Raw genomic sequence first — 14,978 nt, forward strand, 5'->3', positions numbered from 1 at the left:
GCGAAGCCGCGAARCCTTGCACTGTTGTGGCGTCGAAGAGGTCGGTGGCGTAGGTGAAGAAGCCGCGGATGCCGGTGGGTGCACCCGATTCGTTATAGGTGTCGCCGACGATCAGGTGTAGATCGAATTGGGACACATCCATATCCGTGTCCACGCCAGTGGCCACCAGCCCGGGTAACTGTAGGGCGGTGTGTGCAATGTTCTGGAATGACAATCCGACCTGGAACAACGGGTGATGCGCTCTCGACCGTGGCGGATTCAACACTTCCACCAGCCGCTCGAAGGGGACATCGGCGTGCGCGAATGCCTGCAGATCGGATTCACGTTGGCGGGCCAGCAGGTCGGTGAACGACTCCCCCGGCTCGAACCTTGTCCGGAACACGACGGTGTTGACGAACATGCCGATCAGATCGTCGAGCTCACGSTCACCACGACCCGCTACCGGTGTACCGATCGCGATGTCCTCGCCACCCGACAACCGGGCCAGCAGCACCGCGAACGCGGTATGCACGACCATGAACAACGTCGCATTGTGCGCGCGGGCGAGTTCGACGAGTCCGGCATGGGTCGCCGCGTCGATCTCGACATCCACTCGCGCGCCGGTCATCGACGCCACAGCCGGGCGCGGCCGATCGGTCGGCAACTCCAACACATCCGGTGAATCAGCCAACTCGCCACGCCAGAACCCGATCTGGCGCGCCGCGATGGATTCGGGATCGGATTCCTCACCCAACACCGCGCGCTGCCACAACGCGTAGTCGGCGTACTGGACCCGTAACGGCGACCAACCCGGTTCCTGACCGGCCGTSCGCGCGGCATAGGCGGTCATCACATCCCGCACGAGCGGACCCATCGACGACGCGTCCGCCGCGATGTGATGCACCACAACGACAAGCACATACGTATCGGGGGCCCCCTCGACCTGGATCAGGGTCGCTCGCACCGGAACGTCGGCGGTCACGTCGAACGGTGTCGAGGCCACGTCATACACCGCGCTCGACACCTCGGTGTCGGCCAGCACCCTCGGGGCGAGGTCCAGGACCACTCGTCCTGGGGGCAGCACGACCTGGACCGGGCCGTCCACCGTTTGCGGGTACACGGTGCGCAGCACCTCATGGCGCGTCACCACGTCATGCAATGCCGCACCGAGAGCGGATACCTCGAGATCGCCGGTCAACCGCAACGCGAACGGCAGATTGTAGGCCGCCGAACCAGCCCGCGCCGCAGCATCATCACCCTGATCGAACCGGTTGAGAAACCACATCCGCTGCTGCGCCAACGACAACGGCAACCGCTCAGGACGAGCAACACCGCCCAACTCCACACCACGCTCACCATCCGCCCGCGACTCCACCACCGCAGCAAGCGCGGACACCACCAGCGAGATAGAGCTCGCCGGGAACACCCGGAGGTACCGGATGCAGACGTGAATCCAGCACATATACCTGGGTGTTCCACTGCGGCACGCCGACCGGCACGTACCGCTCAACGGCCGTGGCCGAGGCAGGCCAGTACGTGACCGATACCGCGGCCTCAGTCGGACCGTAGAGGTTGTGCACGTTCGCGTTCGACACCGCACGCAGCGCCGCAACAGTTTCCGGCGGCAGCGCCTCACCGATCACGAAGACGTCTTGCAATGTCGGGCACGAGCCCGACACGGTATGCGCGGCGAAGACCGTCAGCATGGAGGGCACGAAGTCCGTCACCGTCACCCGCTGCGCGGCGATGGTTTCCGCGATATAGGCGGGGTCGCGATGCCCATCCGGCGTCGCGACCACGAGCTTCGCGCCCGTACGCAGCGGCATGAAATAACCCCATAGCGACACATCGAACGTCGACGCGGTCTTCTGCAGATACACATCTGCCGGTCCGAGCGGATACGCCGCAAGCATCCACGCGATCTGATTGTTGATCGCCGCATGCGAAATCGCCACACCCTTGGGCCGACCGGTCGACCCCGACGTGAAGATCACATATGCCGGATGCTGCGGCCACACCGGACGAAGCAGTTCCTCGGCACGCACCGGAGCACTGTCGACACCGTCGAGGTCGATCGCGTCCAACAGCAGCACCGGGGTGCCCTCGGGCACTTCGACCGCGTCCGTGGAGGTGGTGAGCACGCAGGCGGGCTGCGCGGTCTCCAGGATGTGCGCGATGCGCTCGACCGGATGATCCGGATCCAGCGGCATATACGCCCCACCAGCCGCCACGATCGCATACATGCCGATTACCAGGTCCAGCGAACGCCGAACCGCCGAACCCACCAACGACTCCGCACCCACACCGCGCGAAATCAACAACCGCGCAAGCCGATTCACCCGCGCGTCGAACTCACCATAGGTCAGCTCGACACCCTCGAACACCACAGCGACCGTGTCCGGGAACGCATCCACCGCACGCCGATATCCATCGAGCAACAGCTCGGCGGCCACCGCTTGCCGGGTGTTGTTCCACCCGAGCAGAATTTGCTCCCGCTCGACAGGAGCCAGCAGATCGATCTCGCCGATCGCCCGATCCGGCTCCGCGGCGACGGCAGCGAGCAATCGCTCCAGCCGCCAGGCGAACTCGGCGATCGTGGACTCGTCGAACAGGTCGGTGGCATAAATGAACTTCGCCGAGAAGCCCGCGGCACCGTCCTGGCTCTTGGGTGCCACGGTCAGCTGCAGATCGAACTTGGCGATCGCGCCGTCCAAATCCATCGGCCGCACCGACAGCCCGGGCAGCTCCACCTCCGGCGTGCCGATGTTCTGGAAGAACAACGCCACTTGGAAAAGCGGATGATGCGCCTGCGAACTCACCGGGCCCAGCACCTCGACCAACCGCTCGAACGGCAGCTCGGCATGCGAAAACGCCGCCGAATCGGTCTCTTCGACGTCGGCGAGCAGCGCACGGAACGACGCGCCTGGGTCGACCCGGGTGCGCAGCACCAGCATGTTGACGAACATGCCGATCAGCCCGTCGAGTCCCCGCTCGCCGCGACCGGCGACCGCTGTGCCGATGGTGATGTCGTCGGTCCCGGTAAGCCGGGCGAGCAAGGCCGCGAGCGCGCTGCGCACCACCATGAACTCCGAGGCGCCAGTGTGCTGCGCGAGCGCGGTGAGTTGGCGATGCACCGAGGCATCCACCTCGAAGGTGTACTCCGCGCCTCGGCCGGAGGCGACTACCGGACGCGGCCGGTCGGAGGCCAGGTCGATCCGATCTGGGATGCCCGCCAGGGCACGGCGCCAATAGGCGATCTGGGCTGCCGCCACCGAGTCCGGGTCGTTCTCGTCGCCGAGCACCGCGCGCTGCCACAACGTGTAGTCCGCGTACTGGACCGGCAGCGGTGCCCACGACGGCCGCGCCCTGTTGCGCCGGGACAGGAACGCGACGAGCAGGTCCCGCAGGAACGGGGCGACCGAGGCGTCGTCAGCGGCGATGTGGTGCACCACGACCACGATCGCGTGCTCGTCAGGGCCGAGCTCGGCCAAGACGATGCGCACCGGTACTTCGTCCGCTACGTCGAACCCGGTCAGCGCGAATCCGCGCAGCCAGTCCAGGAGTTCGTGCTCGGCGATCGGCTTGGGCGCCAGATCCGGTACCGCCTGGGCCGCAGGCAGAACAACCTGATACCCCGTACCGTCCACCGCCGGATACACCGTCCGCAGCGACTCATGACGCTCGATCACATCCGCGACCGCCGCCTGCAACGCCCCCACATCCAACGCACCCGAGAACCGAATCGCGAACGGAATATTGTTCACCGCGGAACCAGTATCGAACTGATTCGAAAACCACATCCGCTGCTGCGCCAACGACAACGGAACCCGCGCCGGGCGCTCCACCGGAACCAACGCGTGGCGGTCTCCCGTGCCCTCGAGCGGCTTCAGTCGCTCGGCGAGTCCGGCGACGGTGGCGTTCTCGAAGATCAGACGGACGGGCACCCGGGCCGAGACGGCGGCGCCGAGCCGGGCGGCGACCTCGGTCGCAATCAGCGAGTTGCCGCCGAGCTCGAAGAAATCGTCGTCCGCGCCGACCGCCGCTCCCGGCCCGAGCAGTTCGGCGAACACCTCTGCGACGAGCTCTTCCAGCAGTCCGACTGGTGCGCGAAACACGGTGGTCCGCAAACGCGGTGTGGGCAGCGAATGGCGATCCACCTTGCCCACCGGGGTCAGCGGAATCTCGTCCAGCACCATGACCACCGTCGGCACCATATGCACGGGCAGACTCTGCTCGGCGAGGGCGGCAAGTTCGGCCGCGTCCGCGGCCATCCCGGGAGCGGCGTGCGCATAGGCGACGAGAATCGTCGCGCCGCTGTCCAGCTGATGCCCGACGGTGACGGCGAAATCGACGCTCTCATGCGTGGCGAGCACCGCGTCGATCTCGCCGAGCTCGATACGGAGACCGCCAATTGTCACCTGCTGGTCATTACGACCTAGATACTCCAACTCACCATCCGCGGTCCAGCGCACCAGATCACCGGTGCGGTAGAGCCGGGGATGATTCGGGTCGAACGGATTCGCCACAAACCACGCGGCCGTGAGCCCGGGCCGCTGATGATAGCCGCGGGCCAGCTGCGCTCCGGCGATATACAGCTCGCCGACCACGCCGATCGGGACCGGCACCAGACGTTCGTCCAACACGTACTCGGTGATCGCCCGGATCGGCGCACCAATAGACACCGGCGCGCCGGGAACCAACGGCGCACTGATGTTCGTCATGATCGTGGTCTCGGTCGGCCCGTAACCGTTGAAGAACTCACGGGTTCGCCCACTCGAGGCCGCCCAGCGCCGCGCCAGCGCCGGAGGGCACACCTCGCCACCGACGACCACGACACGCAGCTCGTCCAAACCCGCAGAATCCACCGACGCCAGCACGGCGGGCGTGACGAACGCATGCGTCACACCCTCCCTGCGCAACAGCATGGCCAGTTCGTCGCCGCCGTGCACCCTCGGCGACGCGACCACCATCGTGGCCGCCCCACCGATCGCGAGCAGCAACTCCAACACCGACGCATCGAACGACGGCGACGCGAAACACAACGTGCGCGACGCACTGGTCACCCGATACCGATCGCGCTGCTCCGCGCAAAAACTTGCCAACCCGGCCTGGGTCACCACGACGCCCTTCGGCAAACCCACCGAACCCGAGGTGTAGAGGACATACGCGGGATGCTCGGCCCGCAGCTGGCGCAGCCGATCCGCGTAGGTGACCGGGTCGGCCGGCAATTCCTCGAGCAGTCGCGCGCACTCGGCGGTATCGACGGACAGCCACTCGACCCGATCCGGCAGATCGGCGCGGACTACGTCGACGGTCAGCCCGAAGACCGCACCGCAGTCGACGATCATGTGCTCGACCCGGTCGGCGGGGTAGTTCGGGTCGATCGGGACGAACCCGGCGCCGGTCTTGGCCACTGCCCAGACCGCGACCACGGATTCGACCGAGCGCGGAATCCCCACCGCGACCAGGTCCTCCGGGCCTACGCCACGATCGATGAGCAGCCGCGCCAGCCGGGTCGACCACTCGTCCAGTTCGGCGTAGCTGAGCCGGGCCAGCGTGCTGGTCGCGTCGGCGAAGACCAGGGCGGTGCCGCCCGGATTGGCTTCGACGGCGGTAACCATCAACTGCGGCAGCGTGGTGACGCGGGGCCGCCGGGTCGGGCGGGTCGGGTGCACGCGGGCCGGGCGGGTCATCCGCGCCTCACTACCGCAGTCTCGTCACACCGCTGTCCGACTGCCCGAACCATCGAGATGCCTCACCTTGTCTGTTGCTGCCACATGCAAGTCGTGCTGCCCTCGCCCATGATCATCGAACGAGCGCATACCGACCGTTACGAATCCGCCCGCGGACGCCGAGCGCGACCCGTGGGGTTCCGGGTCGCGGGTACGGCCGCATGTGACGAGTGCCGGGGACGATTATTACCTGCCGACGCGCAATTCGGGTCGCGCCGTCGGGCAGTGAACGGCTAGACGAGTAAGTCCAAAGCCTGGTCAATGGTCGTAGGCAATCAGGGACCGGGTGACCGGAGCTCCGGTGAGGTTGTTGTGCCAGATCGCGGCCGCCATTGCGAGGACGCGTTGGGCGACGCGGATGGCGACGCCCGCGTAGCTGCGGCCGCCGTGGTCTTCGAGGTCGAGTTGGCCTTTGAGGGTGTCGTTGACCGACTCGATCAGTTGCCGGACCTTCTTTCGCCGTAGCGTGCCTTCTCCCGCTTGCGGGAGGGCCGCAGCAGCGTGATCTCGTAGTCGGCCAACAGGTTTTCGAAGTCCTTGCCGGCGAAACCTTTGTCGGAGATCAGCAGGATGCTCTCGTGCTCGGCCACGATCCCCGCTTCGACCTCCAACATCGCGGCCAGTACCTCGCGCTCGCCCAGCTTGGGGTCGGCCAAAGCCCACAAGATCGGCATCCCAGACGGGGTGCACACCAGATACAGGCGCAACCCCCAAAAGAACCGGGAGTGACTGGCGCAGTACCCGTACCCGGCCCAACCAGCCAGTTCGGAGCGTTTGACCGTGGGTCGCGACATCCCGCACGGCACCGGGGTGGAGTCCACGATCCAGCAGTCATCCAGCCAGAAGTCGCTCGATTTGGCCAGCATCCTGATGACCCGCTTGACCAGGCCCAGTGCCGCGCGCAGCCGCTTGTTGTAGCCGGACTGCTGCGGCAGGTAGGGGAACAAGCCGGTCAGGTGCTTGCGGGCATACCGCAGCCAGTGGGCCTCGGAGGTGAACCCGAGCAGCGACTTAGCCACCGCGACACACACCAGCTCGGAGTCGGTCAGCACCGGAGGGCGGCCCGTCCATCGCGGTCCTCCCAACTCGTCATCGATCTTCACGTACAGTGCGGTGAGAAGGGTCTCGATGTCGTTCGTCACACAACGGTCAACGAGGCCCTTCCCCTATGCGCGCCAAAGGATGGTTGTGCCAGCGAATTCCGGGACACCACTTACCGGGGAATCTCAGCACCGACCTTGATCCGAAGATGTTCGTGCAGACGAATTTTGACATCACCGTGGCGCGATGGCGGTAGGTTGCGGCGCAACGTTCTGTGTGCGGCGACAAGGACAGAACCTGTCTTGTAGGTGCCGTCGTTGCCGCCTCGCCAGTCCAGGGTGGAGCTGTATGCCGCTATCCGCCGGGATTCACGGGCCGGGATGTCGGGCCGCGAGCTGCAACGCAAGCACAACGTCTCGTATCGCACGGTCCGTGCGGCGCTGCGCTCGGCGTGGCCGACCGAACGCAAGAAGTATCCGCCACGGGCATCGAAGCTCGATGAGTTCAAGTCGATCCTCGACGAGTGGCTGCGGACCGACAGCGTAAGCGTTTGTGTCAAGCGGTTTGGTCGGGTACCCCTTCCGGAAGACCATCGGCTTTCTGCTGCGCGATCTGGATGAGATTGCCGCAGGTGTCGTCGAGAACGGCGGTGGTGACGGTGCCGTGGTCCAGCGGAGGCTGGGTGAAGTGCACGCCCAGCTCGCGCAGCCGCTCGTACTCGGCGTGCACATCCTCAACAGCGAAGGAGGTGAACGGAATACCGTCCTCCACCAGCGCGTTCTTGAACGGTCGTGCCGCCGGATGCCCGTCGGGTTCCAGCAACAGCTCGACACCATCCGGGTCCTGCGGTGAGACGACGGTCAGCCAGCTGTATTCGCCGACCGGGACGTCGTGCTTCTTCACGAAGCCGAGCACCTCGGTATAGAAACGCAGTGCCTTGGCCTGATCGTCGACTAACACACTGGTCACGGTAATGCGCATGTCTTACTCCTTCAGCCAGCGATCGGTGAGATTTCGCAACGGTTCTCGGTTCAGATAGTGGAACTTGTACCGGCCCTCCCGGCTGGCAGTCACCAGGCCGGCGCCGGCGAGCACCTCCAGATGCTGGGAGATGGCCTGCCGCGTGGACGACATCCCATGCCGCATCGTCAGCCGACCGCACAACTCGAACAGCGTCTGGCCGTCGCGCTCGGCGAGCTCGTCGAGGATCACCCGGCGAGTGGGATCGGCCAGCGCCTTGAAAACCTCGCCGGGGTCGATACCTTCGCTCACACTGTCACGATAGGCAAGTAAACACTTTCCTGTCAACCTGTGACATGACGGGCAACTGCGAGTTTTCGATCACGGCGCACAACCAGTGAGTGGCGTCATTTTCGTCTGCACAAATCGCGACTCAGGACACCACATGACGCTCAAATCCACCTGGAACCGGTCCCGGAATTCCGACGTCGCTTATCGGCGGAATCCGACGTCGTACGAGGTGGGTGAGGGGTGAAGATGACGGTGAAAAATGACGTCATCGAGCGTTCCTGAGGCGACGGCGGAGATCGGCGGCGCACAGCAGCCCGCGTGGGACAGTTCGCTAAAGGGCTCGTCGAGGAAATTGTGCTTCGTTCGCAGAGGCGATCGGTCACCATGGCATGGTGCCAGATCTGCTGTGGAACGACGTCAAGAACTTCTTCGACCCGTACCTGATGGGCGGCTTGCCGGATGTGTGGGTGTTGGGCGCCTCGGTCGAGGACTGGCAGGCGGTGTTCGACCTGGTCCGATCGAGTGGCTGGGAGTGGGAGTACCGGGAAGGCGACCTTGTGTGCGCGCTGCCATCCGCCGCGGAGGTTCTGTCGCGCCCCGCTGATGCGGAGACGGTCCACCTGTGTGTCTGGCCTGTTCCAGGTGTACGGATGATTTTCCGACCGTGGTCGGACTCGGTGATCGATTTCGACGTCAACCTTTACGAACTACAAGAACAGGTGGGGGTCGACATCCTGTGCGGATTCCTGTCCGCGATAGGCCGCCGGTTGGGCAAGCCGGTGTCCATGACCAACGAAGGTGGTGACGGCATGCACCCTGTGCTCGGGTTCGACGTCGCAGCGGACCGCGTCGTGTTGCTGGCAGATCCAGAGTTGTGATGATCTTTTCGGCACAGAGATCCGGACGAGGCATGCTCTTCCGCGAATCGCAACCAAGGTAGCGACGTCAAGATTCGTCGATACGAACATCTTCGGTCGGGCACCGACGCCAACATCAACGGTCAGTGACGTCGCAGATGGTCGATAGAACCACCAAGGACTTCGGACTTACTCGGCTAGGCGCGAGGGTCGAGCAGAACGGCCGGCTCCGGACCGATCGCGACGAGCGCCCCAGCGTTGCCATCCCAGCATGCGTGACCTCGGTCCACGACCCACCCGCGATTCCACCGCCCTCCAGCGGAACTACTTCCGGTCGCCGACCTGCAGCAGCAGATCGGCCAGCACAGGGCCGATGACCGCCAGCGCCTCGGGCTGGGTCATCGTCTCGTGGCTGGCCGGCACCGGGTGCACGGTGACACCGGCGGCGTAGGGCCGCCACGCCGCGACAATGTCCCGCTTCACGCCTTCGTTCTGCATGGCCTTGAAGAACTGCACCGTCCCGTCGAACACCTGCGGGGTGTAGCTCTGGGTGAGTTCGGCCGACCGCACCGCACTGGTGTAGATCCGCCGCAGCCGATCCGGCGTCAACGCCACCATGTCCGTCGGGAGCGCCTCGTACAGCTTCATGAAGTCCGCTTCGCTCAGCACACTCAACTGTTGCGGGTCGATGCCCTGGATACCGATCTCGGCCAACATCTCCAGCATGGCGTCGTGGAAGAAGTCGATGTCGAAGCTGTGGTCGCTGTCCAGCATCGCGAGCAACTCGACTTCCTGCCCGGCCGCCCGCAACCGCACCGCGATCTCGTGCGCGAGCACACCGCCGAGCGACCAGCCGAGCAGACGGTACGGCCCCTCCGGCTGGACGGCGGTGATCTCCGCGAGGTAGCGGGCGGACATGTCGTGCAACGACTCCGGCGGATCGGCGTCCTCCGATAGCGCCGGGGACTGCACGCCGTAGATGGGCTGCTGCATGTCCAGCTGCTGAGCCAGCCCGCTGTAGCACCAGGACAGGCCGTACATCGGGTGGATGCAGAACAGCGGTGTCCGGCTGCCGGTCCTGCGGATCGGCAGCATCACGCTCATCGACGCATCGGAGCCGGCGTCGTAGTCGAGGCCGGATTCCAGCGCCTCCACGATCCGGGCCGATATTCCTGCCACCGTCGGGTCCAGGAAGAACCACTGCACCCGCAGTTGCGCGCCGGTGGCCCGACGCAGCCGGCTCACCGCTTGGCTGGCGACCAGGCTGGTGCCGCCCAGCGCGAAGAAGTCGTCGTCCAGACCGGCTCGTTCGATACCGAGCACCTCCGCGAACACCGCCGCGACCGCTTGCTGCAGCGGGGTTACCGGCTCGCGGTAGGGCCGTGCGGTGAAGGCCGGGATCGGGAGCGCCTTGCGATCGAGCTTTCCGCTCGCGTTCAGCGGCAGCTCCGGCAACGTGACGAGCACCGACGGCACCATGTAGGCAGGCAACCCACGCCGGGTGTGTTCTAGCAGTGCCACCTCGTCGATCGTGTGACCGGATGCGGCCACCACGTAGCCGACCAGGCGATCCGGCTCCGGTACCAGCGCGACCGCGGCGTGACCGACTGAATCGTGCTCCAGCAGGACGGCTTCTATTTCGCCCGGTTCGATACGCTGGCCGCGCAGTTTCACCTGGAAGTCGGCGCGGCCGAGGTATTCGAGGACGGGGGAATCGAGTTCTCCCGCGGAGGCGGAGCCTGCCGAACGACCCACCAGTTTGACGATGTCACCGGTGCGGTAGAGCCGGGCACCCGGCTCGAACGGGCTGGCGACGAATCGTTCGGCCGTCAACGCCGGCGCACCGAGGTAGCCGCGGGCCAATTGCACACCGGCAACGTACAGTTCACCGGTCGCGCCGACCGGCACCTGCCGCAGCTGGCGGTCGAGCACGAACACCCGGGTGTTGGCCGCCGGGGCACCGATCGGCACCGCGCCGCGGATTTCGCCACGGTCGTTCGGAGACGGCGGAGTGGGAGCTGGCACCGCGGCGGCGGTCACCACGGTTGCCTCGGCGGGGCCATACCAGTTGTACAACTCGCCGGACACCCGGTCGTGGAACGCGGCCGCGGTGGTGGCGGCCAGCGCCTCGCCCGCCGCAAAAACCCGGTACGGCAAGGCTTTCGGGAGCTGTTCCAGTTCCAGATACGCGTCCAGCATCGACGGCACGAAGTGCACCGTGCTGATGGACTCCCGCTCGATCACCTCGGCCAGATACCGGGGATCGCGGTGCCCGTCCGGTTCGGCGACCACGATACGAGCGCCGGTCTGCAACGGCCAGAACAACTCCCACGTCGAGATGTCGAACGTGATCGGGGTCTTGTGCAGCACCACATCGCCGGTGGAGTGCGGGTATTCGCGCTGGTTCCAGCGGAACTGATTCACCATCTGCCGGTGCGTGATCATCACGCCCTTCGGGCGCCCGGTGGAGCCCGAGGTGTAGATGACGTAGGCAATGTTGTCCGGCCTGGCTTTCATATCATCCGGACGCGACCCGCTCGGCTCGAAGATCCACTCGGGAACGGTCGTGACACTCGCCTCTTGCGAAGCGGGTTCGAGCTGCTCGATATCGAGCACCGTTGCCGCGGTGCCGGTTTCGAACCCGTCCATCACCGTGGTGAGCACGAACAGCGGCGCCGAACCGGTGAGCACGTAGTCGTTGCGTTCCACCGGATGATCCGGGTCGACCGGCACGTAGGCCGCGCCGGATTCCAGCACCGCGTAGATCGCTACCACCAGCTCCAGCGAACGCCGCATCGCGACCGCGATCCTGGTCTCCGGGCCGGCACCGCGCCGGACGAGTTCGCCGGCAAGGCGACTCGCGCGCGACCGGAGCTGCGCATAGGTCAGCGTCTCGTCGCCGAACGTCACCGCGGGCGCGTCGGGAGTGCGCTCACACTGGGCGTGGAACAACGCGACCAGTGTCGCGTCGTCCACGAATTCCGGTGCCGTGGTGTCGTTCACCGCGTCCAACGCCGCGTGCTCAGCGTCGAGCAGCAGATTGGTCGCCGCCAGGGTGCGCCGCGGGCCGGCAACGAATTCGCCGATCAGCATTCGCATCCGGTCGGTGACAGCCTGCGCGGCCGCACCATCGACGGTGTTGCGCTGGTAGATCACCTTCACCGTCAGCTGTGCGGTCAGTTCCACCAGCACCGTCAGCGGGTAGTGGCTGAAGTTGACGCTTTGCAGACCCGTGATGGCCATGCCGTCGATCGAATTCGCGCGCTGCTGCAGACCTTCGGTGTCCATCGGATAGGACTCGTACGCCAGCAGCGAATCGAACAGCCCGTCCACACCGAGGGCGTGCTGGATATCGGCCAACCCCAGGTAGTGCCGGTCCAGCAAGGCGGCCTGCTCGGACTGTAAGCGGCCGAGCAGTTCTCGCACGGTCCACCGCGGATCGAACTGAACACGAACCGGGATGGTGTTCACGAACAGACCGATCATGTCGTCGATGCCGTCGAGCTGCGGCGGCCGACCAGACACCGCGGCGCCGAACACCACATCGTCGCGATCGGTTCCGGCCGCGATCACCAGGCCCCAGGCTGCCTGCACCACCGTGTTGACGGTGACGCCGGCCTCGGCGGCGAAGGCCACCATCGCCGAGGTCTGTTCCGGCGACAGGTCGAACGCCAGTGTCCCGACACCCGGCTCCGGTGCCGCGTGCCGCGCCAGCGCGGGCGCAAGCGGAGTCGCCTCCAGCCCGTCGAGCGCCGTAGTCCACGCCCGCAGCGCCGCATCGCGATCCTGACGCGACAGCCACGCCAAGTAGTCGCGGTACGGCCGCACCTGCGGAAGCTGCGACGAATCACCATGCGTCGCATACAGGACCAGCAGGTCCTTCATCAGCAACGGCATAGACCAGCCGTCCAGCAGGATGTGGTGGGTGGTCAGTACCAGGTGGGCGCATCCGGATTCGGTGCGGTACAACGTGAATCGCACCAGCGGCGCCACCGCGGGATCGAACCGGTGCCGCAGATCTGCTTCGAGAATCGCCGGCAGCTCGGCATCGTGCACATCCTCCACGATCTGCCATCCCACCTCGACGGCATCCACCACCAGTTGTACTGGGATGCCGTCGGTGGTGGCGACGAAGGCGGTCCGCAGGTTCGCATGCCGATCCAGAACCGCTTGCGCGGCACCCCGCAGCCGCTCGATATCGGCATCGCCGGACAGCTCCACCGCGAACTGCATGATGTAGTCGTCCACCGGGGACACTTCGGCGAGGAACAACAGTCCCGCCTGCAGCGGCGACAGCGGCAACACATCGGACAGGCCCGGCCGCGCCTGCCGCCAGATGTCCAGCTCGGCCTGGGTGACCTGCACCAGCGGCACATCCGACGGGGTGAGCCCGCCGGATGCCGGATCCTGCGTGTGGCGGGCGAGCGCGGTCAGCGCCGCCAGCCATTCGTCGGCCAGCTCGCGGACGTCCGCTTCGCCGATGATCTCGGCGGCGTAGGCGAATGACACATCCATCTGCGGACCGGCGCCGGTCTCGTTGACGATCGCGTTGATGTCGATCACCGCCGGCATCGGCATCGCCGGATCCTTCTCGCCCGCAACGACTCCCGGATCGGCGGTCGGCAGCCAGCCCGGATCGGCCAGGCCATCGGACACTCCATCAGCCGAGACGCGGCCGAGATAGTCGAAGCCGATCTGCCCGAGGTCACCGGTGAGCTCGCCGGCAGTGGCCGCGTTCAGGTAGCGCAGCATGCCGTAACCGATGCCCTTGTCCGGCACCGCGAGCAACTGCTCCTTCACCGATTTGAGGACCGCCGCAGCGGCTACACCGCCGGCCAGTGCTGCCTCGGTGTCGATGCCCGACAGATCCAGGGCCACCGGGTAGATGTTGGTGAACCGGCCGATGGTGCGGGTCAGGTCGGCGCCGGGCACGGCGCCTTCCTCGCGGCCGTGGCCTTCGAGCTTCACCAGGGTGGTGGGTGCGTCGATGCCGCGTCGCGCCCGCCAGGTGCGCACCGCCACTGCGAGTGCGGCCAGCAGACCATCGTTGACACCGCCGCGGTACAGCGCCGGAATCTCGGTCAGGACAGCGTCGGTGACCTCGGCCGACACCTGGATGCCGATCTGTCCGCGCGTCGCATAGGTGTCCACCGCGGCATCCAAGGCGCGGCTACCGAGCAACGGATCCGGCGTGGCCAGCACCTGCTGCCAGTAGTCGACCTCGCCGGTACGATCCGCTGCCGTGGCCGCCGCGGCCAGGCCGTGTGCCCAGCGCCGGAACGAGGTACCTACGGCGGGCAGCGTGACCTCCTGCCCCGCCGCCCGCTGTGCCGAAGCCATCGCGAGGTCCGGGATAAGGATGCGCCACGACACACCATCGATGACGAAGTGATGGGCCGCGACGGTGACAGCGTCTCGGGCATCGGGGCGACGCAGCCAAGTGAAGGCAATCATTTTGCCTGCGGCCGGATCCAGCATCGCGAGCGCGGAATCCATCGCTTCCCCGGCAATCCGGTTCAGCTCCGTCGCGTCGACACCGGCCGGCACATCGACCTCGGAGATCAGCGTGTTCACGTCCACGCCACCGAGCGGCAGCGCCTCGAATTGCCACTGCCCGTCGACCTGCCGCACTCGCGAGCGCAGCACATCGTGGTGGTCGAGGACTGCGGCGATGGTGGTGACCAGTCCGGCGCGATCGATTCCGTCCGGCAGGCCCAACACCATGCTCTGCGAGAACTGGTTGTAGACACCCTCTTCGAGATATGCGGCAAGCACCGGCGTCAGCGGGATCTCGCCGACACCGCCACCGGGCAGTTCGGCCAGCTCGATCGGCGCGGCTTCACCCGCCGTGACCGCGACCCGCGCGGCCAGGCCCGCGACGGTGGATGCTTCGAACAGCACCCGTACCGGAACCTGTGAGTCGAGTGCGGCTCCGATGCGTGCCACGACTTGTGTGGCGGCTAGTGAGTTGCCGCCGAGGGTGAAGAAGTCGTCGTCGGCGCCGACTCGTTCGATGCCGAGTACGTCGGCGAATACCCCGGCCACGATCTCTTCGACCGGTGTGGAGGGGGCGCGGTACACCTTCGCTTGGAATTCCGGTGCGGGTAATGCTTTGCGA

Annotated in this window: 4 protein-coding genes and 2 pseudogenes; 1 reads left to right on the plus strand and 5 read right to left on the minus strand. The window is 66.2% G+C overall.

Annotated elements, in window-relative coordinates:
* The 4 genes and pseudogenes from AB4Z47_RS29700 to AB4Z47_RS29715 form a co-directional block, all read right to left on the minus strand.
* Positions 1-5,654: pseudogene (locus tag AB4Z47_RS29700) on the minus strand (amino acid adenylation domain-containing protein); the annotation flags it as partial.
* A gap of 315 nt (positions 5,655-5,969) precedes the next feature.
* Positions 5,970-6,853: pseudogene (locus AB4Z47_RS29705) on the minus strand (IS982 family transposase).
* A gap of 454 nt (positions 6,854-7,307) precedes the next feature.
* Entirely contained in the window at positions 7,308-7,733 is a 426-nt protein-coding gene (locus tag AB4Z47_RS29710; RefSeq protein WP_441955860.1) for a VOC family protein, read from the minus strand.
* A 3-nt stretch (positions 7,734-7,736) separates the two neighbouring features.
* Complete coding sequence (locus AB4Z47_RS29715) at positions 7,737-8,024, minus strand: ArsR/SmtB family transcription factor (RefSeq protein WP_441955862.1); 288 nt, start codon at positions 8,022-8,024, stop codon at positions 7,737-7,739.
* Between the two features lie 371 nt (positions 8,025-8,395).
* Here AB4Z47_RS29715 and AB4Z47_RS29720 point away from each other — a divergent pair, with 371 nt between their 5' ends.
* The gene (locus AB4Z47_RS29720) at positions 8,396-8,881 is read left to right on the plus strand and encodes a hypothetical protein (RefSeq protein ID WP_441955864.1); all 486 of its coding nucleotides are present in this window, start codon (positions 8,396-8,398) and stop codon (positions 8,879-8,881) included.
* Between the two features lie 303 nt (positions 8,882-9,184).
* Here the strand turns inward: AB4Z47_RS29720 and AB4Z47_RS29725 are convergent.
* Positions 9,185-14,978 (minus strand): amino acid adenylation domain-containing protein (locus tag AB4Z47_RS29725; protein WP_441955866.1); only part of this gene is annotated, 5,794 nt, incomplete at its 5' end.

The organism is Nocardia sp. 2TAF39 (genome assembly GCF_052114905.1).
Taxonomy (GTDB): Bacteria; Actinomycetota; Actinomycetes; order Mycobacteriales; family Mycobacteriaceae; genus Nocardia.

Excerpts from the sequence above, each read along its gene's own strand:
- AB4Z47_RS29710 (WP_441955860.1), bottom strand. The coding sequence starts at position 7,733 with ATGCGCATTACCGTGACCAGTGTGTTAGTCGACGATCAGGCCAAGGCA.